20 protein-coding genes and 1 tRNA gene are annotated in these 19,425 nt (G+C 64.0%); 11 read left to right on the top strand and 10 right to left on the bottom strand.

Annotated elements, in window-relative coordinates; translation table 11 throughout:
• Positions 1 to 106: 106 nt before the first annotated feature.
• From selA to OO258_RS18950, 3 genes are all read left to right on the top strand, one after another.
• Positions 107 to 1,534: an L-seryl-tRNA(Sec) selenium transferase gene (gene selA, locus OO258_RS18960; protein WP_266032053.1), complete on the top strand. Its 1,428-nt coding sequence runs from the start codon at positions 107 to 109 to the stop codon at positions 1,532 to 1,534.
• Positions 1,531 to 3,453: a selenocysteine-specific translation elongation factor gene (gene selB, locus OO258_RS18955; protein ID WP_266032052.1), complete on the top strand. Its 1,923-nt coding sequence runs from the start codon at positions 1,531 to 1,533 to the stop codon at positions 3,451 to 3,453. The genes selA and selB overlap by 4 nt, the downstream gene beginning before the upstream one ends.
• Before the next feature lie 6 nt (positions 3,454 to 3,459).
• Positions 3,460 to 3,555, top strand: a tRNA-Sec gene (locus tag OO258_RS18950).
• Between the two features lie 34 nt (positions 3,556 to 3,589).
• Here OO258_RS18950 and OO258_RS18945 read toward each other — a convergent pair.
• Together OO258_RS18945 and OO258_RS18940 are read right to left on the bottom strand one after the other, a co-directional pair.
• Positions 3,590 to 4,579, bottom strand: coding sequence for an asparaginase (locus tag OO258_RS18945; protein ID WP_416309221.1), 990 nt, complete (start codon positions 4,577 to 4,579; stop codon positions 3,590 to 3,592).
• Positions 4,580 to 4,648: 69 nt separating this feature from the next.
• Positions 4,649 to 6,091: an alanine/glycine:cation symporter family protein gene (locus tag OO258_RS18940; protein ID WP_266032050.1), complete on the bottom strand. Its 1,443-nt coding sequence runs from the start codon at positions 6,089 to 6,091 to the stop codon at positions 4,649 to 4,651.
• 177 nt (positions 6,092 to 6,268) lie between these two features.
• On the opposite strand from OO258_RS18940, the gene OO258_RS18935 reads away from it, so the two are divergent.
• The 3 genes from OO258_RS18935 to OO258_RS18925 all read left to right on the top strand — a co-directional run bounded on the left by OO258_RS18935 (position 6,269) and on the right by OO258_RS18925 (position 9,182).
• Positions 6,269 to 7,078, top strand: coding sequence for a helix-turn-helix domain-containing protein (locus OO258_RS18935; protein ID WP_266032049.1), 810 nt, complete (start codon positions 6,269 to 6,271; stop codon positions 7,076 to 7,078).
• A 294-nt stretch (positions 7,079 to 7,372) separates the two neighbouring features.
• A complete protein-coding gene (locus tag OO258_RS18930; RefSeq protein WP_266032048.1) occupies positions 7,373 to 8,257 on the top strand; it encodes a sugar nucleotide-binding protein in 885 nt (294 codons plus the stop codon).
• Positions 8,250 to 9,182: an NAD-dependent epimerase/dehydratase family protein gene (locus OO258_RS18925; RefSeq protein ID WP_266032047.1), complete on the top strand. Its 933-nt coding sequence runs from the start codon at positions 8,250 to 8,252 to the stop codon at positions 9,180 to 9,182. The genes OO258_RS18930 and OO258_RS18925 overlap by 8 nt, the downstream gene beginning before the upstream one ends.
• Positions 9,183 to 9,294: 112 nt before the next feature.
• Here the strand turns inward: OO258_RS18925 and OO258_RS18920 are convergent, their stop codons facing one another.
• The 5 genes from OO258_RS18920 to OO258_RS18900 form a co-directional block, all read right to left on the bottom strand.
• Positions 9,295 to 9,978, bottom strand: a complete 684-nt coding sequence (locus tag OO258_RS18920) for an OmpW/AlkL family protein (RefSeq protein ID WP_016497769.1) — start codon at positions 9,976 to 9,978, stop codon at positions 9,295 to 9,297.
• A 109-nt stretch (positions 9,979 to 10,087) separates the two neighbouring features.
• Positions 10,088 to 10,600: a DUF3299 domain-containing protein gene (locus OO258_RS18915; protein WP_266032046.1), complete on the bottom strand. Its 513-nt coding sequence runs from the start codon at positions 10,598 to 10,600 to the stop codon at positions 10,088 to 10,090.
• Between the two features lie 126 nt (positions 10,601 to 10,726).
• Positions 10,727 to 11,992, bottom strand: coding sequence for an ABC transporter permease (locus OO258_RS18910; RefSeq protein WP_266032045.1), 1,266 nt, complete (start codon positions 11,990 to 11,992; stop codon positions 10,727 to 10,729).
• The gene (locus tag OO258_RS18905) at positions 11,992 to 12,702 is read right to left on the bottom strand and encodes an ABC transporter ATP-binding protein (RefSeq protein WP_266032044.1); all 711 of its coding nucleotides are present in this window, start codon (positions 12,700 to 12,702) and stop codon (positions 11,992 to 11,994) included. The genes OO258_RS18910 and OO258_RS18905 overlap by 1 nt, the downstream gene beginning before the upstream one ends.
• Before the next feature lies 1 nt (position 12,703).
• Positions 12,704 to 13,285, bottom strand: coding sequence for a DUF2796 domain-containing protein (locus tag OO258_RS18900; RefSeq protein WP_266032043.1), 582 nt, complete (start codon positions 13,283 to 13,285; stop codon positions 12,704 to 12,706).
• A gap of 128 nt (positions 13,286 to 13,413) precedes the next feature.
• On the opposite strand from OO258_RS18900, the gene OO258_RS18895 reads away from it, so the two are divergent.
• The gene (locus OO258_RS18895; RefSeq protein ID WP_266032042.1) at positions 13,414 to 13,758 is read left to right on the top strand and encodes a hypothetical protein; all 345 of its coding nucleotides are present in this window, start codon (positions 13,414 to 13,416) and stop codon (positions 13,756 to 13,758) included.
• 95 nt (positions 13,759 to 13,853) lie between these two features.
• Here OO258_RS18895 and trxA read toward each other — a convergent pair whose 3' ends face one another.
• Genes trxA through OO258_RS18880 form a run of 3 tightly spaced genes read right to left on the bottom strand, consistent with a single transcriptional unit; the run spans position 13,854 to position 15,870 of the window.
• A complete protein-coding gene (gene trxA / locus OO258_RS18890; protein WP_266032041.1) occupies positions 13,854 to 14,726 on the bottom strand; it encodes a thioredoxin in 873 nt (290 codons plus the stop codon).
• A gap of 31 nt (positions 14,727 to 14,757) precedes the next feature.
• A complete protein-coding gene (locus tag OO258_RS18885) occupies positions 14,758 to 15,417 on the bottom strand; it encodes a class I SAM-dependent methyltransferase (RefSeq protein ID WP_266032040.1) in 660 nt (219 codons plus the stop codon).
• Entirely contained in the window at positions 15,418 to 15,870 is a 453-nt protein-coding gene (locus tag OO258_RS18880) for a YbaY family lipoprotein (RefSeq protein ID WP_266032039.1), read from the bottom strand.
• Positions 15,871 to 15,976: 106 nt separating this feature from the next.
• Here OO258_RS18880 and nrdR point away from each other — a divergent pair, with 106 nt between their 5' ends.
• From nrdR to ribBA, 4 genes are read left to right on the top strand one after another with little or no spacing between them, the layout of a single operon-like run.
• Positions 15,977 to 16,441, top strand: coding sequence for a transcriptional regulator NrdR (nrdR, locus tag OO258_RS18875; protein WP_003255402.1), 465 nt, complete (start codon positions 15,977 to 15,979; stop codon positions 16,439 to 16,441).
• A gap of 2 nt (positions 16,442 to 16,443) precedes the next feature.
• The gene (gene ribD / locus OO258_RS18870) at positions 16,444 to 17,574 is read left to right on the top strand and encodes a bifunctional diaminohydroxyphosphoribosylaminopyrimidine deaminase/5-amino-6-(5-phosphoribosylamino)uracil reductase RibD (protein ID WP_266032038.1); all 1,131 of its coding nucleotides are present in this window, start codon (positions 16,444 to 16,446) and stop codon (positions 17,572 to 17,574) included.
• A 42-nt stretch (positions 17,575 to 17,616) separates the two neighbouring features.
• Positions 17,617 to 18,282 (top strand): riboflavin synthase, encoded by a 666-nt coding sequence (locus tag OO258_RS18865; RefSeq protein ID WP_110745234.1) that lies wholly within the window; start codon positions 17,617 to 17,619, stop codon positions 18,280 to 18,282.
• A gap of 18 nt (positions 18,283 to 18,300) precedes the next feature.
• Positions 18,301 to 19,392, top strand: coding sequence for a bifunctional 3,4-dihydroxy-2-butanone-4-phosphate synthase/GTP cyclohydrolase II (gene ribBA / locus OO258_RS18860; RefSeq protein ID WP_016484697.1), 1,092 nt, complete (start codon positions 18,301 to 18,303; stop codon positions 19,390 to 19,392).
• The last annotated feature ends 33 nt before the right edge of the window (positions 19,393 to 19,425 follow it).

The raw sequence follows: 19,425 nt of genomic DNA, 5'->3' as shown, positions 1-19,425 counted from the left end.
GCTCCCACAAAGACCGGCAGGCCTCAAGACTTGCAGACGATCCTGTGGGGTGGCATGCCCGCGAAAGGGCCGGAACAGACAACGGATCAGTCCAAGGTAGTACCGCATGTCCAACAGCCTCGCCAGCGACACCCCACGCTTGCCCTCCATCGACACCCTCCTGCGCCACCCGGCCTGCCTTCCCCTGATAGACCGCCATGGCCGCGAAGCAGTCCTGGCCACCCTGCGCAAGCTACTCGACGACCTGCGTGAACCGGTGCGTAATGGCGAACTCGACTGTGCCGAGCTGGCCCCGGAAGTTCTCCTTGGCCGTTGCGGTGAACGTCTCGTCGTCCAGCAACGCAGCCATGTCCGCCGCGTCTTCAACCTCACCGGCACCGTGCTGCATACCAACCTCGGCCGTGCCTTGCTGCCGGAGGAGGCCATCGAGGCCATGCAGACTGCCGCTCGCTACCCGCTCAACCTGGAGTTCGACCTGGCCAGCGGCAAGCGCGGCGACCGCGACGACCTGATCGAAGGGCTGATCCGTGAGCTGACCGGCGCCGAAGCCGTCACCGTGGTCAACAACAATGCCGCTGCGGTGCTGTTGGCGCTAAACAGTCTTGGCGCGCGCAAGGAGGGCATCATCTCCCGCGGCGAGCTGATCGAGATTGGCGGCGCCTTTCGCATCCCTGACATCATGGCCCGCGCCGGTGTGAAGCTGCACGAAATCGGCACCACCAACCGCACCCATGCCCGTGACTACGAAGCCGCCATCGGCCCGCGCACCGGCCTGCTGATGCGTGTGCATTGCAGCAACTACAGCATTCAGGGCTTCACCACCCAGGTGCCCACCGCCGAGCTGGCTCGCATCGCCCACCAGCACGACCTGCCGCTGCTCGAAGACCTCGGCAGCGGTAGCCTGCTCGACCTCACCCGCTGGGGCCTGCCCGCCGAGCCGACGGTGCGCCAAGCCCTGGCTGATGGCGCCGATATTGTCACCTTCAGTGGCGACAAGCTGCTGGGTGGGCCACAAGCCGGGATCATCGTCGGCCGCAAGGCGCTGATCGCCAAGATCAAGAAGAACCCGCTCAAGCGTGCACTGCGCGTCGACAAGATCACCCTTGCGGCACTGGAGGCGGTGTTGGCGCTGTACCGCAACCCGGATCGCTTGGCCGAGCGCCTGCCCAGCTTGCGCCTGCTGACCCGAAGCCAGGCCGAGATCCAGGCCCAGGCCGAGCGCCTGATGCCCGAGATGCAGGCATGTCTAGGTGAGCAGTGGGCCGTCAGCGTAGAGCCTGCGTTGGGCATGATCGGCAGTGGCAGCCAGCCGGTGGCGCGCCTGCCCAGTGCGGCCTTGTGCCTGCGCCCGCAGGTGTCGAAGAAGTTGCGCGGGCGCAGCCTGCATGTGCTGGAGCGGGCCCTGCGTGGCCTGCCGGTACCGGTGCTGGGCCGCATCGACGACGATGCCCTGTGGCTGGACCTGCGCCAGCTGGATGACGAAGCCCAGTGGCTGGCGCAGTTGCCCGCCCTGCAGTTGGGGCCGGTGCAGTGATCGTAGGTACCGCTGGCCACATCGACCATGGCAAGACCGCACTGCTGAAGGCGCTGACCGGGCAGGCCGGTGACCAGCGCCAGGAGGAGCGCGACCGCGGCATGACCATCGACCTTGGCTACCGCTATGCCGCGCTGACCGAGGGCGCACCGCTTACCGGCTTTATCGATGTGCCAGGGCACGAGCGGTTTATCCACAACATGCTGGCCGGAGCCCATGGCATCGACCTGGTATTGCTGGTGGTGGCTGCCGACGACGGGGTCATGCCGCAGACCCGCGAGCACCTTGCGATCATCGAGCTGTTGGGCATTCCTCAAGCACTGGTGGCAATCAGCAAATGCGACCGGGTCGAGCCGGCGCGTCTGGCGGAGGTGCAGTTGCAAGTCAGTGAACTGCTGGCGCCGGGCCCGTATGCCGGAGCGCGGCAGTTTCCCTTGTCGAGCCTCAGCGGGGAAGGCGTCGACGCGTTGCGCCAAGCCTTGCTGGAGGCTGAGAGCACTGTGCGGCAACGCAGCGTGCGCGGCAGTTTTCGCCTGGCTGTCGACCGCGCCTTCGCCGTTACTGGTGCCGGCGTGGTGGTTACCGGCACTGCGCTGGCCGGGCGGGTGAGTGCCGGCGATACCTTGTTGTTGGGCAAGGCCGGCAAAGCGGTGAGGGTGCGCGGCCTGCATGCGCAGAACCAGGCAGCATTGGTGGCTGAAGCCGGCCAACGGGTGGCGCTGAATATCGCCGCCGAACGCTTGGCTGCAGAGCAGGTGCACCGTGGCGACTGGCTGGTATCCGAATGGCTGCATGCACCCAGTGTGCGGGTGGATATCGAGCTGAACCTGTTGCCGGACGAGCCCCGAACCTTCGAACACTTCAGTGCCGTGCATGTGCACCTGGGCACCCAGGATGTGACAGCCCGGGTTGCGTTGCTGGAAGGCGAAACCCTGACGGCCGGGCAACGTATGTTTGCCCAGTTACTGCTCAACGCCCCGCTGCAGGCAGTGCATGGTGACCGCCTGGTGCTGCGCGACCAGCGTGCCCAGCGCACCTTGGGCGGCGGCAGGGTACTCGACCCATTCGCACCAAGCCGCCAACGCCGTAGCGAAGAGCGTTTGCGCCAGCTACGGGCGCTGCGCGATGCCGAAGACCTTGAGCAGGCGCTGCCGGCACTGCTCGCCAGCGCTCCTGGTGGCCTCGACCCGCAGCGCCTCGAGCGGCAGTTCAATCGCTTGCGCGAAACCTGGCAATTGCCTGAGGACGTCTTGGTTGTGGCCACGCGACAGGGCCAACTGCTGTTCGCCAACGCCCAGTGGCAAGCGCTGAAGCAGCAGGTGCTGGAGCAGCTGGCGCGTTTTCATGAGCAGGAGCCCGATCAACTAGGACCGGATCGTGACCGCCTGCGTCGCTTTGCTGCCTTGCCTCTGGAAAGGCCAGCATTCGTCAGCCTGCTGGATGAGCTGCTTGATGAAAGCCTCATTGCCAGCAGCGGGCCTTGGCTGCATTTGCCCGATCACAAGGTACAGTTGAGCGAGGCTGACAGCGCCATGTGGGCGCGTTTGCAGCCGAAGTTGCTGGCGGGGCAATACGATCCGCCTTGGGTCAGAACATTGGCCAGTGAGGAAAACTGTGCTGAAGCCGATGTGCGCCTGTTGCTGCGCAAGCTTGCCCGGCTGGGCATGGTGCATCAGGTGGTACGCGACTTGTTCTACCCCGAGGCGACGCTACAGCGCATGGCAGAGCTGCTGCTGGGGCAGGCCAGGGATACGCCGATAGTGCAGGTTGCCGCGTTTCGCGATATGTTGGGCATCGGTCGCAAGCGCAGTGTGCAGATTCTGGAATACTTCGACCGCATCGGCCTGACCCGCAGGGTGGCCGACCAGCGTCACATCCGCGCCGACAGCGCCCTGGCCCAGCAGCAGGCCAGGCACTGAGTTCAAGGAAGGCAATCGCGCCCGGTGGCGCGGCCGGGCTTCAAACCCGGTTGGGGACGGCAGCCGTTCCCGGGCAGGTTCGACTCCCGCTGCCTTCCGCCATTTTTACCCGCAAAGAAAGCCTCAAGGGTGAACCCTAAGCCCGCTCGCCGCACAGATCCAGCGCAAACCACTGTTCTGCGGCATCTACATCCAGCCCAGCTCCCAGCAACGCGAGCATCTTGCCCAGCGCCGCCTCGCGGGTCATGCCACCACCGCTGACCAGCCCAGCGCCACGCAGTCGGTTACCTGCGGCATAGGTATCGAACACCACCGAGCCTTCAGGGCATTGGCTGATCGCCGCCAGGAGCACACCGCGCTGACGCGCCGCACGCAACACCTCCAGCAACGGCAAGTCGTCCGACGGCCCGGTACCGCTGCCATAGCACTCCAGCAGCAAGCCTTGCACACCACTGTCCAGCACACCTTGCAGGTGCCCGGCCTGCAAGCCTGGGAATACCGGCAATACAGCCAGGTTGACCGGCTGACGTGGCTGCTTGTAGCCAAGCTCGGCGGGGATTGCCTCGGCCCGCTCACTGCCGCGATGGCGCGGCAGTGCAACGAACGCATCGAACGCCTCGCTTCGCAGTTTCGAGGCCCGGCAGCCATGCAGCAACTGCCCATGGAAGTACAGCTGCACGCCATCTTCCACGCCTTGTTCGAACTGGCGCAGTGCACCACACAGGTTGGGCCAGGCATCGCTGCCAGGGGCGCCGGCCGGCAACATCGAGCCGGTAATCAGCACCGGTACTGGCAGGCCCAGCAGCAGGAACGACAATGCCGCTGCACTGTAGGCCATGCTGTCGGTGCCATGCAGCACCAGCACACCATCATGGCCAGCCACATCCACTGCCGTGACGATGGCATCGCGCATCGCCAGCCAGTTGTGCTGTTGCATGTTGGCGCTGTCGAGCAGCGGGTTCAGCTCTTGCAGGGTCCATTGCACCTGAGGCGCATCGGCCATCTGGGCGAAGTGTTCATGCATCCGCGCTTCGAAGCCACCGGCCGGCGCCAGGCCTTCGGGGGTTTCGAGCATGCCGATGGTGCCACCGGTATAGAGAACGAGAAGATTCTTGACTGCACGCATGGAAAGCATCCGTAGCGGTGAGCGGAGAAAAGCCGCCCACGGACGGGGCGGCTTGGGCAGGGGAGGATATCAGCGCTGCGGCTGAGCTTGGCCAACGGCTTTGTCAGCGGCTGTTTCCACTTGCGGGTTGGCAGGCCAGGCATTGCGGTCCAGGTCCAGGTCGGCGAACTTGGTCGAGTCGAACACTGGCTGCTGGACGCCGGCCTTGCGCTGGTCGTCGTAGTCGCGCATTACCCGCAGACCCACCTTGAACAGCAGGGCCAGGGCCACCAGGTTTACAAACGCCAGGCAGGTCATGGTGATGTCGGCGAAGGCGAACACGGTCGACAGGTCCTGCATCGAACCCCATACCACCAGTGCCAGTACCAGGCCACGGAACACCATCAGCACCACGCGGTTGCGGCTGAGGAACTGCAGGCTGTTTTCGCCCAGGTAGTAGTTGTAGAGGATGCAGGTGAACACGAACAGCGACAGCGCCACGCTGACGAACACACGGCCCCAGTCACCGACCACGGCGGCCAGCGAGTTCTGGGTCAGGACAATGCCGTCACCTTCAAAGCCTGGGGTGTAGAAGCCCGACAGCAAGATCAGCAGTGCGGTGCAGGTGCAGATCACGAAGGTGTCGAGGAACACGCTGAACGCCTGGACCACGCCCTGCGCGCCAGGGTGCTTCACGGCCGCCACGGCGGCGACGTTCGGTGCACTGCCCAGGCCTGCTTCGTTGGCGAACACACCACGCTTCACACCCATGACGATGGCGCTGCCGAGCAGGCCGCCGAAGGCTGGGTCGAGGCCGAAGGCGCTCTTGAAGATGGTTTCCAGCATGGCCGGCACGTGTTCGATCTGGGTGCCGATCACATACAGGGTCACGCCAATGTAGGCCAGGGTCTTGACCGGTACCAGCAGGTCCGACACTGCAGCGATGCGCTTGATGCCACCGATGAAGGTGACAGCCAGCAGCACGGCCAGAACGAGACCGGTGTGGCTTGGGGCAAAGTCAAAGGCGTTCTGCAGCGAGTGGGTCACGGTGTACGACTGCAGGCCGATGAACGCGAAGCCGTAGGTGACCAGCAGCAAGATCGAGAACACGATGGCCATGCTTTTCAGCTTCAGGCCGTGCTGGATGTAGTAGGCCGGGCCGCCACGGTACAGGCCGTCGCCATCAGCGCGTTTGTACACCTGGGCCAGGGTACATTCGAAGAAGCTGCTGGACATGCCTACCAGTGCGGTGACCCACATCCAGAACACCGCACCTGGGCCACCCAGGGTGACTGCAATACCGACACCGGCGATGTTGCCGGCGCCCACGCGGCCGGCCAGGCTCAGCATAAGGGCCTGGAAGGAGCTCAGCTGGCCTGCCTGGCCACGCAGCGATTCCTTGAATACAGCGAACATGTGGCCGAAATGGCGGAACTGGACGAAGCGGGAGCGGATGGTGAAATAGCTACCCAGCCCTACGATCAGCACGATGAGGAGTTTCCCGGAAAGGAAATCGTTGAGTACTTCGAGCATTGGAAAATGACCTCGATTCTTATTCTTCGTGTGGAAAGACCAGCGGACGGCAGGCGCACCGCTATTCGTTGGGCGCATGGTTGGCCATGACAAGAGAGGTTACAATTTCGCGGATTGCTCTGACTTGATGCGACCTGATGCTACAATGGCGTCATTCGCGTCACCTGGATTCCTGACATGAGCGATCATTTCGCTACCAATCTGAAACTGGCCTGCAGCCACTACCGCTCTATTTCCGAAGTTTGCCGCCAGCTTTCAATCAACCGGGCACAGTTCAACAAGTACCTGAGCGGGCAGAGCCGTCCGACGGCTTTCAACCTCAAGCGCATCGGTGATTTCTTCGGTGTCGAGGATTACGAGCTGAACCTGCCGGCCGAGCAGTTCGCCCGCCTGATCGGTGCCCGCGTGTCGACGCTGGCCGAGCAGCCCAGTGATCCGATCAGCGAGCTGTTCCGCCCGCTGCATGAGCACGCCGGTAACCTGTCTCGCTATTGCGGTTACTACTTCGAGTATTCCAACTGCATGTCGGTACCGGGCACGATCCTGGTGTCGCTGGTGCACCTGTGGGAAGAGCGCGGCCGCTTCCTGTTCGAACGCCAGGAGCGTCAGGAGCGTTCCAGCGCTACCGACCAGCATGCCGAAGTACGTTGCCGCTACCTGGGCGCGGCATTCCAGCTGCAGGACCGGGTGTTCCTCATCGACTATGAGTCGCTGACCTTCAACGAGATGAGCCAGACCATCCTCATTCCCAGTTTCAAAAGCCGTATTACCCGCCTGAACGGGCTGAAGGCCGGTGTCTCCAGCGGCGACCGGCGCAACCCGGCCTGTACCCGGGTGGTGTGGGAATACCTGGGCGAGGAGATCAATCGCATCAATGCCTACCGGCAGGTGAAACTGTACCGGCCGGATGATCCTCGTATAGATGACGATGTGCGCGAGCGGTTGAGCGTGGGGCCGTTGCGCAATGGTCTGTTCGAGATCGAGTAATGCTAAACGCCTTAAGCATTGTCGAGGATGAAGCATTGAACGGTCCTTGTCTTTTTTATGTGAAACTCCCTGGCTGGCAAGTGGGGAGTCGACTATTCAATGGCGCTATGCCGTGACGTGGTAGTCAGCTCATTCCTCGTATGTCGTAGGAAATTTCTGTCTGCGGCGGTATTGAGCGGTGAAACTGCGGAATCGCGCCCTGTGGCATCGAACGGGTCCGGTGTTGGACTTCCCGGGCAGGAAACCGCAAAATGACTCTTTTTTCTCATCAACCTCTCCGGATCTGCTGACTCTATGCGTATGCGCCTAATGCTGTTGGGTGGTGGCAATGCCCTCGGGCAAGCGCTGATTCGTCTTGGGGCCGAGGAGGACATCGCATTCCTGGCACCGCGCCCGCCCGAGAACGGCTGGGCGCCATCAAGCCTCACTCAGCTGCTCGATGACCATCGCCCCGACGCGCTGGTGAACCTGGCCTATTACTTCGACTGGTTCCAGGCCGAGTCGGTCAGCGAGCCGCGCCTGGCCCAACAGGAGCGGGCGGTGGAGCGGCTGGCAGAGCTGTGCCAGCACCATCAGATCACCTTGGTGCAGCCATCCAGCTACCGTGTGTTCGATGGTTCGCGGGCCACGGCCTATAGCGAAAAGGACGAGCCAGTGCCGCTGGGCATGCGTGGCCAGGCCCTATGGCGCATCGAGCAGAGCGTGCGCGCGGCCTGCCCGCAGCATGTGTTGGTGCGCTTTGGCTGGTTGCTGGACGAGAGCATTGATGGCGCATTGGGCCGCTTCCTGACCCGTGCCGAGCAACCACAGGAGCTGCTGCTGGCCGATGATCGACGTGGCAACCCGACGCCGGTCGATGATGCTGCCCGAGTGATCCTGTCGGTACTCAAGCAACTTGATTGCAATGCGCCGCTGTGGGGCACCTACCATTACGCCGGCAATGAGGCGACCACGCCGCTGGCGCTGGGCCAGGCGATCCTCGCCGAGGCCGGTCAATACCGCCAGCTGGCCGTTCAGGCCCCCACGCCGCAGGCCCATGCCGCGCGCCCGGATGCCAGCGAAGAGCCACAGCACGCGGTACTGGCTTGCAAGAAAATCCTTCATACCTTCGGCATCAAGCCGCGTGCCTGGCGCGCGGGCTTGCCACCTCTACTGGACCGGTTCTACCGCCATGGCTGACGCCCCCATCCTGATCACCGGCGGTGCCGGCTTCATTGGCTCCCACCTGTGCGATGCGTTGTTGGACAAAGGCTACGCCGTACGCATTCTCGACGACTTCTCCACCGGCCGGCGAAGCAATCTGCAGGTCGACCACCCACGGCTGGAACTGATCGAAGGTGATGTTGCCGATGCAGGGCTGGTCACTCAGGCGGCGGCTGGCTGCCGTGCTGTGGTGCATCTGGCAGCGGTAGCGTCGGTTCAGGCCTCGGTCGAAGACCCGGTGCGTACCCACCAGAGTAATTTCATCGGTACCCTCAACGTTTGCGAAGCCATGCGCGTGCATGGCCTGCGTCGGGTGCTGTTTGCCTCCAGCGCAGCGGTGTACGGCAACAATGGTGAAGGGGAGTCGATTTCCGAAGACACGCCCAAGGCGCCGTTGACCCCTTATGCCGTGGACAAGCTGGCCAGTGAGCAGTACCTGGACTTCTACCGTCGCCAGCATGGTCTGGAGCCGGTGGTGTTTCGCTTCTTCAATATCTTCGGGCCACGGCAGGACCCTTCCTCACCGTATTCCGGGGTGATCAGCATCTTCTGCGAGCGTGCTGTGCAGGGCTTGCCGATTACAGTGTTCGGTGACGGCGAGCAGACCCGTGACTTCCTTTACGTGGGCGACCTGGTGCAGGTGATGGTGCAGGCACTGGAGCAGCCGCAGGTTGAGGAAGGGGCGGTGAACATCGGGCTGAACCAGGCGACCTCACTGAACCAGTTGCTGGCTGCGCTGGAGAAGGTTGTGGGGAGCTTGCCAGCGATCAGCTATGCGGCGGCGCGATCGGGTGATATCCGCCATTCGCGGGCGGATAACCAGCGGCTGTTGGCGCGGTTCGATTTTCCGCAGGCGACGCCGATGGTCGAGGGTTTGGCGCGGCTGCTGGGCAAAAGCTGATACCCATTGGGGCGCTCTGCGCCCTTGGCATGGCGATCAGCGCGGCGGCTTTTGGCTGCTGGCTATGGCCGCAGAAAACAAGGGCGGCCGAAGCCGCCCTGCAGTGTGCCGGTCAGAACTTGTAGCCAAGGCCGACCATGTACACCCATGGGTCGACGTCGACGTCGACCTTGGTCTTGCTATAGCCCAGCGCAGTCGGGCCGTTGACGCTGGCCTTGGTGTCGATGTCGACGTACCAGACCGAAGCGTTGACCAGCAGGTTTTCGGTGAGCATGTAGTCCATACCCAGCTGGCCGGCGATGCCGACAGAGTCCTGCAGCTTCAGGTTGCTGAAGCCTTGCTGCTTGCGGGCGCTGCTCAAGTCTTCATCGAAGAACAAGGTGTAGTTGATGCCGACACCGGCATATGGCTGGAACCTGGAGTTCGGCTCCATCGGGTAGTACTGCAGCGACAGTGTCGGCGGCAGTTGCTTGATGTCGGCCAGCTTGCCGTCCAGGCCGCCGCCCAGGCCCTTGACGCCCACGGTGTGCTTGAACGGGGTAGCTGCCAGCAGTTCCAGGCCGATGTGGTCGGTGAGCATGTAGGCGAAGGTCAAGCCCAGCTGGGTGTCGCTGTCCAGAGTCGCCTTGGTGCCCGAAACCTTGTTACCGTCGAATTTCAGGTCGCCACTGCTTTCGTTCGGTGCGGTGGTGATGGCGCCGGCACGCAGGATCATGTCTCCGGCCTGGTAGGCATGGGCGGCAGGGGCGGCGAGCGCAAGGGCCACAAGTGAGGCGCCGAGCAAGGACTTGTTCATGGAAGCTCCCAAAGGACGTGAGTAATCGAGTAGTCCAATGGTACGGAGCCGTCTAAACGGATTGTTTGACCCAGCTCAAAGAAGCGTCGTTACAAATTCGAAGCGGTTCTCATTTCAGCTCATAAACGTATATTTTCTCCGCTTCCATCTGGTAGCCGGCATCGGCCAGCTCGCTGCTGGAGGCTCTAACCTGCATCTTTCCTTCAATCCAGTAAGGCTGGTAGAGGTCTTCAACGCGCACACCCATTTCGCTGAAAATGTGCACGATCTGGTTCGACGGGGGCGGTGGCACGTGGATGCACGCGCCGTAGTAGGGGACCAGCAAGAACTCTGTGGTGCGGCCTTCTTCGCTGACTTCCAGCGGCACGATGTAACCGGGCAGCTTGATTTGCTGGCCGTCGAGGCTTTGCACCACAGGCGCATCAGGCGCCTGTTGGCGTGCGGCCGGCGCGGACTCGGCAGACAAGGCGTTGCTGAGCTGCGACATGTCGTGCAGCGGGGTGAGTTGCGGCGGGATGACCGGTGCACCTTCAGGGATCAGCGCGGGCCAGTCCAGCTCCTTGGGTTCGGCGGCCCATAGAGGCATCGCTACCAGCAACAGCAGGGCCAGCAGCATGTGCATTGCCGGCCTCTTCGCAGCCATGCTCGCTCGCACAGGTACTGCACAAGGTCCGAAGCCTGCGGGGCTCCCTGTGGGAGCGGGCGTGCCCGCGAAGCAGGCGGTGAGGTGTCTGATCATTACGCGCACTCAGAGGTGGATGGACAGGCCATCGGCCAGCGACTGCCGATAGGCCCGCCACGCCGGCACGCTGCCCATCAGCAACGCCGTCCCGAGGATGATAGCCAGTAAGGTCCACTCATGAGCACTCGGCAGCGCCAGGGGCAGATACAAACCATAGTTGGCCTGCACATACCCCTGCGCCAGGGCGATCCCTGCATAGAGCAAACCCAGCCCGGCGAAAATGCCGACAGCCGCCAGCGACAGCGCCTCCAGTACCAGCAGCCCGGCGATATGCCACGGCCGGGCCCCGACCGAACGCAGTATCGCCATCTCCCGGCGGCGCTCGTTGAGGCTGGTGAGAATCGCCGTGAGCATCCCGATCAAGCCCGTCAGCACCACGAACAGCGACACCACGAACAGCGCCTGCTCCGCGGTGCCCATCAAGCTCCACAACTCCTGCAAGGCCACGCCAGGCAGGATCGCCAGCAATGGCTCACTGCGATACTCGTTGATCTCCCGTTGCAGGCTGAAGGTGGCGATCTTGTTATTCAGGCCCAGCATGAACGCGGTAATGGCGGCAGGTTGCAGGTCCATCGTACGGGCCTGATCGGCGCTGATGCGCCCGGCGCCACGGGCGGGTACACCGTTGTGCCAGTCGATATGGATCGCTTCCATGCCGCCCAGGCTGATATGCAGGGTGCGGTCGACGGGGGTGCCGGTGCGCTCGAGTACGCCGACGACGGTAAACGGCTTGTCGTCGTGCTTGACCAGACTGATTGCGGCCACACCGTGGGCCAGCACCAGCTTGTCACCCAGCTTGTAGTGCAATGCCTCGGCCACTTCGGCGCCGAGCACTACCTCGAACGGGTCGTTGGCAAACTCACGCCCTTGGCTCAGTTCCAGATGCTGGCGGCGGCCGTACTGGTAGTGGCTGAAGTAATCTGTGGTGGTGCCCATCACTCTGTAGCCGCGGTGCGAGTCGCCTAGCGAGATCGGAATTGCCCACTTCACCCGTGGGTCGTGTGCATAGTGCTGGAAGCTGTCCCAGCGGATGTTGTTGGTGGCGTTGCCGATGCGGAACACCGAATACAGCAACAGGTTCACCGAGCCAGAGCGCGCACCGACGATCAGGTCGGTACCGCTGATGGTGCTGGCGAAGCTGGCACGGGCCTCGGTACGAACCCGCTCCACAGCCAGCAGCAGGCACACCGACAGGGCGATGGCGAAGGCGGTGAGGCAGGCGGTAAAGCGGCGATTGGCCAGGCTGGCCAAGGCAAGGCGGAGCAGGTACATCAGGCCTCCCGGGGCTTGGCAGCACGGTTGAGTTCAGCCAGGGACAGGTGGCGGTCGAACAGCGGCGCCAGGCTCTGGTCGTGGCTGACGAACAGCAGGCTGGAACCGGCGGCGCGGCATTCGGCGAACAGCAGGTGGATGAACGCTTCGCGGGTATCGGCATCCAGCGCCGAGGTCGGCTCGTCGGCAATCACAAGTTCGGGCTGGCCGATCAATGCGCGGGCAGCGGCAACCCGCTGCTGCTGGCCGATCGACAGGCTGTCGGCGCGGCGCGCGAGCAGCGCCGGATCGCCCAGCCCCAAGTGCGCCAACAACGTGCTGGCGGCCTGGTCGACACTGCCATGGCGCTGCTCGGCACGGGCCTTGCGGCTGTTCGAGAAACGGCAGGGTAGCTCGACGTTCTCACGCACTGACAGGAACGGCAGCAGGTTGAACTGCTGGAAGATGTAGCCGGTGTGGTCGACCCGGAAGCGGTCACGGGCGCCTTGGCCAAGGCTGCCAAGATCCTGGCCGAGCAAATGGATGCTGCCCTGATCGGGTACGGTTACCCCGCCCAGCAAACCTAGCAGCGTGGTCTTGCCACTGCCGCTGGGGCCTTTCAGGAACAACGCTTCGCCGGCATCCAGGCGGAATGCCGGAATATCCAGCAGCGGCGCCTGGTGGGGCCAGGCGAACACCAGGTCCTGCAGTTCAATCAACGCCTGGCTCATTTCAGAAGGCGACCACAGCCTTGGCGGGCGAGGTCTCGACGCCTTTCTGACCATTCGGGCCGATCAGTTGCACGTTGATTTTCTGCGTGGCCGGGAAGGTCTTGTACAGCGGGGTGAGGTCGATCTGGGCCAGTTTTTCCGGGGTGGCGCAGGTCAGCTGGTAGTGGGCATTGATGTCGCTGTGCACGTGGCCTTTCTCATGCTCGTCACCGTCGTCGTCCGCTTTGGCGGCGTCACCGAACAGTGGGCTTTCCAGTTCCTGCTGGTCTTCCTTGCAGCCTGCGGCCGCCGCGAGGCCGAACAGCTTCAGGGGTTGTTCCAGTTGCTGGCGCACGGCGGCGACCTTGGTCTTGTCGGCATCGCTGCTGGCGGCATGCTCGAAGCCGACCAGGTTCATGGCCGGGCTGTCCAGTTCCAGCTCCAGGGTATTGCCATCGAGCACCGCGTTCAGCTTGGCCACGCCATGCTCATGGGCGCCAAGGGTGCCATGGGCGTGATCGTGATCGTGGTCGTGATCATCGTGGGCATGGGCAATGCCCAGTGGCAGCAGGGCGAACGGCAGGGCGAGCAGCAGGCGACGCATGGGTGGCTCCGGGGCGGGCTGGATGATTGAGTTATGTTATAACAACTTTTCTAAGCGCCGCCAGCCTGCATGGCGCAGGTTTCATCTTGCGGTAGCATGGGCCATTGACCTTGCTCAAGGAACGTATTGTGAGAATCCGTGGACAGATTGGTGATTGGCCGGTGGACCTGACCATCGAGCTGGAACCTGAAGAATGGGCGCAACTGGGGCGCCAGATCGAGGTGTCGGCGTTAGCGCAAGGGGTTGCGGCGGCGCCAGTGGCGGCGCCACGGCAGGATGATGGGCAATGGGCGGCGGCGCGTGAGGTGTTGCGCCTGGCGGGGCAGATGAGCGGGCCGCAATTGCTCGATCGGCTGGAAGGGCTGGCCGGGAGTACGGCGGCGGGCAAACGGCTGCTGGTGCGTTTGCGGCACAGCAGTGAGGTGAAGGTAGAAAGCGGCGTAGATGCGCCGGTCTATCACTGGGTGGGGTGAGGTATTCTGGGCGGCCCTATCGCCCGCAAGCCAGCTTATCAAGGCCTGTAGAGTCCCTGTAGACGCTGGCTTGCCGGCGAGAGGGCCGGCGCAGGTCAGAACATCGCCGCCGACAGCTTGCGACGGTAAACCCCAACCAGCGGATGATCCCCACCCAGCAATTCAAACACCTGCAGCAACGCCTTCTGTGGCAGCCCGTTTTCATAGCCACGGTTACGCTGGAACAGCTTCAGCAACCCTTCCAGCGCCGCCTCATATTGCTGGCGTGCCAACTGCTGGATGCTCAGCTGATAAGCCGCCTCGTCATCCTGCGGGTTCTGCGCCAGACGGCTTTTCAGGTCGGCCACTTCTGGCAGGCTGGCAGCCTGGCGCAGGAAGGTCAGCTGGGCCTTGGCGCCTGCCAGTGCAGCTTTGTGTTCGTCAGTCTTGACCGCATCCAGCACCACTTGGGCTTCGCCCAGCTCACCACGCTCGGCCAGGCAGCGGGCGTACAGAATCAGCGCCTCGGCATTGCTGTTGTCTTCACCCAGCAGTGCCTGCAGCAGGGCTTCGGCCTCGGCAAAGCGGCTCTCGGCAAACAGCGACTTGGCTTGCTCCAGCGGCGAAGCAGTGGGGGCGGCGGGCAGTTGCACGTGCGGTTCGAGCATGGCGCGGATCGCTGATTCCGGCTGTGCTCCGGCAAAACCGTCGACCGGCTGGCCATCCTTGAACAGCACCACGGTCGGCAGGCTGCGTATGCCGAACTGGGCTACCACTTGCTGCTCGATGTCGCAGTTGATCTTGGCCAGCAGCAGCTCGCCCTGGTAACCCTCGGCGATCTTCGCCAGCAACGGCATCAGTGCCTTGCACGGCGCGCACCACTCGGCCCAGAAGTCCACCAGCACCGGCTTGTGGAAGGAATTTTCGATCACCAGCTGTTGGAAGGTGGCATCGGTGGCATCGAAGATGTACGGCGTTTCCTGACTCATCGCGACTCTCGCAAATCCGTGAATAGCACCACTATAAAGGCTCGCGACTGGCGTGGTACAGGCTGACCCGGCGGAATTCGTGCGGCTCGGCCAGGTCTGGCAGGGTCAGCGCCTCGAGCACGCCCAGTTGCTGGTACAGCGGGTGACGGAAGTCGCGTACCCGTGAATCGGCCACCAGCGCCTGGCGCCCACGGCCAAGAAAGGCATCCAGCAGCGGCAGGTTAGCGCGGTCGTACAGCACATCGGCAACCAGGATCAGGTCGAAACGGTCATCTTCGGCGAAGAAATCCTCGCTGTAGCTCAGTTCCACACCGTTCAGTTCAGCGTTCGCACGGCAGGCATCGAGTGCCAGTGGGTCAAGGTCGCAGGCCACTACCTCCAACGCACCCGCGCGCGCTGCAGCAATGCCGGCGATACCCGAGCCGGCGCCGAAGTCCAGCACCCGCTTGCCGGCTACCCATTCCGGGCGCTCGGCCAGGTAGCGTGCCATGGCCAGGCCACTGGCCCAGCAGAAGCTCCAGTAAGGCGGGTCTTCAAGAATGCGCCGGGTTTCTTCGCTGCTGAAGGCGCGGTCCATGTTCTGGTCGTCGATCAGCCACAACTTCAGGTCGCAGTCGGGCAGTTCGCTGACGACCAGGCGCGCTTCGCCGATCAGGCCGCTGAGCGCCTGTTGCAGGGCCAGCGGTACCATTTAAGGCGCCTTCTCGAAACGCAGCGGGCCGGTTGCCTGGCTCTGCGCCTGGATAATGCGCACCGGTTGCAGGTGCATGATCAGCTGGCCGGACCTGCTGGCGCGGCCACGCAGTTCGACCCGGGCACCAGCCGGGAAGGCTTCGGGGTTGAAGCGCAGCTGGTAAGGCAGGGCCTGGCCAGTACCGATGAGGTTGCTGCTGGCCAGAAGGCGTTGCGGGCGATCGCGTTCGTCGATGACCAACAAGGCCAGCTCCACGTCGGCCCCGGCGGGGATTTCCAGCAAGGTGCCGCTGAGCTCGCGCTGATAAGCCGGCAGTGGGCCCAGTACGTCGGCCTGCTTGGGCGAGCGGGCAGGGGTGGGTGCCGGCAGGTTTTCGGTCTTCGGCCTGTCGCTGCCACAGGCGGTGAGCAGGGCGGCGCAGCACAGCACGACGAGCGCTCGGTAGTGCATTGGGTAGTCCTTCACGGGCAGATTTCCCATGGATGTTAACCCCTTTGGCTTGTCTTGCCAGTGCAATGCGCTACCATGGCCCTCCCTTTTTTTGTTGCCTGCCACCATGCACTGTCCCTTTTGCGGTGCCAACGACACCAAGGTCATCGACTCTCGCCTCGTCGCCGAGGGCGAGCAGGTGCGCCGCCGCCGCGAATGCGTGGCATGTGGCGAGCGCTTCACCACCTTCGAAACCGCCGAATTGGTGCTGCCAAGGCTGATCAAGCAGGACGGCACGCGCCAGCCCTTCGACGAAGAAAAGCTGCGTGCCGGCATGCAGCGGGCGCTGGAAAAGCGCCCGGTCAGCGTCGAGCGCCTGGAAGCGGCGCTGGCGCACATCAAGAGCCGGCTGCGCGCTACGGGTGAGCGCGAAGTGAAATCGCTGGTGGTGGGTGAGATGGTCATGGCCGAGCTGCGCAAGCTTGACGAAGTGGCCTATATCCGCTTTGCCTCGGTGTACCGGCGCTTCCAGGACCTCGACGAGTTCCGCGAAGAAATCGACCGCCTGGCCCGTGAGCCAGCTAAAGAGTGAACATGCCCAGCCAAGCCGCCATCCTTGACGCCCACTACATGGCCCGTGCGCTGGAGCTGGCGCGCAAAGGCCTGTACACCACCCACCCGAACCCGCGCGTGGGCTGTGTGATCGTGCGTGATGGCGAAGTGGTTGGCGAAGGCTGGCACGTACGCGCCGGCGAGCCGCATGCCGAAGTGCATGCCCTGCGCCAGGCCGGCGAGCGTGCCCGCGGCGCCTGTGCCTACGTCACCCTGGAGCCGTGCAGCCATCATGGCCGCACGCCGCCGTGTGCCGAAGCGCTGGTGAAGGCCGGCGTGGCGCGTGTAGTCGCTGCCATGCAGGACCCTAACCCGCAAGTGGCGGGGCGGGGCCTGCGGCGCCTGGCCGAAGCCGGAATCGAGGTCGCCAGCGGGGTGCTCGAGGCCGAGGCCCGCGCCCTCAACCCGGGCTTCCTCAAGCGCATGGAGCACGGCCTGCCGTTCGTCCGCGCCAAGCTGGCCATGAGCCTGGACGGCCGCACCGCCATGGCCAGTGGTGAAAGCCAGTGGATCACCGGCCCGGCCGCCCGCTCGGCGGTACAGCGCCTGCGCGCCCGTTCCAGCGTGGTGTTGACCAGCGCCACCAGCGTGATGGCCGACAACGCGCGCATGACCGTGCGGGGCGCCGAGCTTGGCCTGGATGCCGACGCCACCGCCTTGGCCCTCAGCCGCGCCCCGCTGCGGGTGCTTGTCGACAGCCGCCTGCGCCTGCCGCTGGCTGCGCCGTTCTTCCAGGCCGGCCCGGCACTGGTGGTGACCGCTGTCGCAGATGACCCGCGCTATGCCGCTGCCGGCCACGAACTGCTCAGCTTGCCGGGCGACAATGGCCAGGTCGACCTTGCGGCGCTGCTGCAGGCCCTGGCCGCCCGCGGCGTAAACGAAATCCTGCTGGAGGCTGGTGCCGGCCTGGTCGGTGCCTTTGCCCGCCTGGGCCTGGTCGATGAGTTCCAGCTGTTCGTCGCCGGCACCTTCCTTGGCTCCCATGCCCGCCCATTGCTGGACTGGCCACTGGAAAAAATGAGCGAGGCCCCGCGGCTGAAAATTACCGAAATGCGCGCAGTGGGCGATGACTGGCGGGTCACGGCCATCCCCCTGCCGGCACCCGGCGTATAATGCCGGGCTTGCCCCGCGCAATCCGTTTTTGAGGAAGACCCCATGTTCACCGGCATCATCGAATCCATCGGCACCATCCGCAGCCTGACCCCCAAGGGTGGCGACGTGCGCGTCTACGTCGAAACCGGCAAGCTCGACCTGGGGGACGTCAAGCTCGGCGACAGCATCGCTGTCAACGGCGTGTGCCTGACTGCCGTGGAGCTGCCTGGCGACGGTTTCTGGGCCGACGTCAGCGTCGAAACCCTCAAGCGCACTGCCTTCATCGACCTCAAGGGCGGCAGCAAGGTCAACCTGGAAAAGGCCCTGACCCCCACCACCCGTCTGGGCGGGCACCTGGTCAGCGGCCACGTCGATGGCGTCGGCGAAATCATCTCGCGCAGCGATAACGCCCGCGCCATCCAGTTCCGTGTGCGTGCACCGAAGGAACTGGCCAAGTACATCGCCCACAAGGGTTCGATCACCGTCGACGGCACCAGCCTGACGGTCAATGAGGTCAATGGCGCCGAGTTCGAGCTGACCATTGTCCCGCACACCCTGTCCGAAACCATCATGGCCGACTACCGCGCAGGGCGTCGGGTAAACCTTGAGGTCGACCTGCTGGCCCGTTACCTGGAGCGCTTGCTGCTGGGTGACAAGGCCGCCGAGCCGAGCAAGGGCAGTGGCATTACCGAAAGCTTCCTGGCCGCCAACGGCTTCTTGAAATCCTGATTGAGAAGGGGGTGCCGCGTGGCGCTCAACAGCATCGAAGAACTGGTCGAAGACATCCGCCAGGGTAAAATGGTCATTCTCATGGATGACGAAGACCGCGAGAACGAAGGCGACATCATCATGGCAGCCGAATGCTGCCTGCCCGAGCATATCAACTTCATGGCCAAGCACGCCCGTGGTCTCATCTGCATGCCGATGACCCGCGAGCGTTGCGAAACCCTGAAGCTGCCGCTGATGGCACCGCGCAACGGCTCGGGCTTCGGCACCAAGTTCACCGTGTCGATCGAAGCCGCCGAAGGCGTTACCACCGGCATCTCCGCCGCCGACCGCGCCCGCACCGTGCAGGCCGCCGCCGCCAAGGATGCCAAGGCCGAAGACATCGTCAGCCCGGGCCACATCTTCCCGCTGATGGCCCAACCCGGCGGTACCCTGGCCCGCGCCGGCCACACCGAAGCCGCCTGCGACCTGGCGCGCATGGCCGGTTTCGAGCCAAGCGGCGTGATCTGCGAAGTGATGAACGACGACGGCACCATGTCGCGTCGTGCCGAGCTGGAAGTGTTCGCCGCCGAACACGGCCTGAAGATCGGCACCATTGCCGACCTTATCCACTACCGCATGATCCACGAGCGCACCGTGCAGCGTGTGTCCGAGCAGCCGGTAGAAAGCGAACTGGGTGAATTCAACCTGGTGACCTACCGCGACGCGGTCGAAGGCGACGTGCACATGGCCCTGACCCTGGGCAAAATCTGCGCCGAAGAGCCGACCCTGGTGCGCGTGCACAACATGGACCCGCTGCGCGACCTGCTGCTGGTCAAGCAACCGGGCCGCTGGAGCCTGCGCGCGGCGATGGCCGCAGTGGCCGAGGCCGGCAGTGGCGTGGTGCTGCTGCTGGGTCACCCGCTGGACGGCGACGTGCTGCTGGCCCACATCCGCGAAAGCGCGGGCGATGCACCGGCCAAGGCACCGACTACCTACAGCACCGTTGGTGCCGGTTCGCAGATCCTGCGTGACCTCGGCGTGCGCAAGATGCGCCTGATGAGTTCGCCGATGAAGTTCAACGCGATATCCGGATTCGATCTGGAAGTTGTAGAATACGTGCCCTCCGAGTGACTTGAGGCGGCAATGACGCCCTCTGCTCGAGTC

Origin of the sequence: Pseudomonas sp. DCB_BI, assembly GCF_026240995.1 — a bacterium.
Lineage (GTDB): Bacteria > Pseudomonadota > Gammaproteobacteria > Pseudomonadales > Pseudomonadaceae > Aquipseudomonas.
This window is presented reverse-complemented; position numbering and strand designations above follow the sequence as displayed.

Bases quoted from the DNA above. Each gene is read 5' to 3' on its own strand.
- OO258_RS18885 (WP_266032040.1), bottom strand. From the start codon at position 15,417: ATGGTACCGCTGGCCCTGCAACAGGCGCTCAGCGGCCTGATCGGCGAA.
- OO258_RS18910 (WP_266032045.1), bottom strand. From the start codon at position 11,992: ATGTACCTGCTCCGCCTTGCCTTGGCCAGCCTGGCCAATCGCCGCTTT.
- OO258_RS18915 (WP_266032046.1), bottom strand. From the start codon at position 10,600: ATGCACATGCTGCTGGCCCTGCTGTTGCTGGTAGCGATGCCTCTATGG.
- selA (WP_266032053.1), top strand. From the start codon at position 107: ATGTCCAACAGCCTCGCCAGCGACACCCCACGCTTGCCCTCCATCGAC.
- OO258_RS18925 (WP_266032047.1), top strand. From the start codon at position 8,250: ATGGCTGACGCCCCCATCCTGATCACCGGCGGTGCCGGCTTCATTGGC.
- trxA (WP_266032041.1), bottom strand. From the start codon at position 14,726: ATGAGTCAGGAAACGCCGTACATCTTCGATGCCACCGATGCCACCTTC.
- OO258_RS18945 (WP_416309221.1), bottom strand. From the start codon at position 4,579: ATGCGTGCAGTCAAGAATCTTCTCGTTCTCTATACCGGTGGCACCATC.
- OO258_RS18930 (WP_266032048.1), top strand. From the start codon at position 7,373: ATGCGTATGCGCCTAATGCTGTTGGGTGGTGGCAATGCCCTCGGGCAA.
- OO258_RS18865 (WP_110745234.1), top strand. From the start codon at position 17,617: ATGTTCACCGGCATCATCGAATCCATCGGCACCATCCGCAGCCTGACC.
- OO258_RS18920 (WP_016497769.1), bottom strand. From the start codon at position 9,978: ATGAACAAGTCCTTGCTCGGCGCCTCACTTGTGGCCCTTGCGCTCGCC.
- nrdR (WP_003255402.1), top strand. From the start codon at position 15,977: ATGCACTGTCCCTTTTGCGGTGCCAACGACACCAAGGTCATCGACTCT.
- ribD (WP_266032038.1), top strand. From the start codon at position 16,444: ATGCCCAGCCAAGCCGCCATCCTTGACGCCCACTACATGGCCCGTGCG.
- OO258_RS18900 (WP_266032043.1), bottom strand. From the start codon at position 13,285: ATGCGTCGCCTGCTGCTCGCCCTGCCGTTCGCCCTGCTGCCACTGGGC.
- OO258_RS18905 (WP_266032044.1), bottom strand. From the start codon at position 12,702: ATGAGCCAGGCGTTGATTGAACTGCAGGACCTGGTGTTCGCCTGGCCC.
- OO258_RS18880 (WP_266032039.1), bottom strand. From the start codon at position 15,870: ATGCACTACCGAGCGCTCGTCGTGCTGTGCTGCGCCGCCCTGCTCACC.
- OO258_RS18935 (WP_266032049.1), top strand. From the start codon at position 6,269: ATGAGCGATCATTTCGCTACCAATCTGAAACTGGCCTGCAGCCACTAC.
- OO258_RS18940 (WP_266032050.1), bottom strand. From the start codon at position 6,091: ATGCTCGAAGTACTCAACGATTTCCTTTCCGGGAAACTCCTCATCGTG.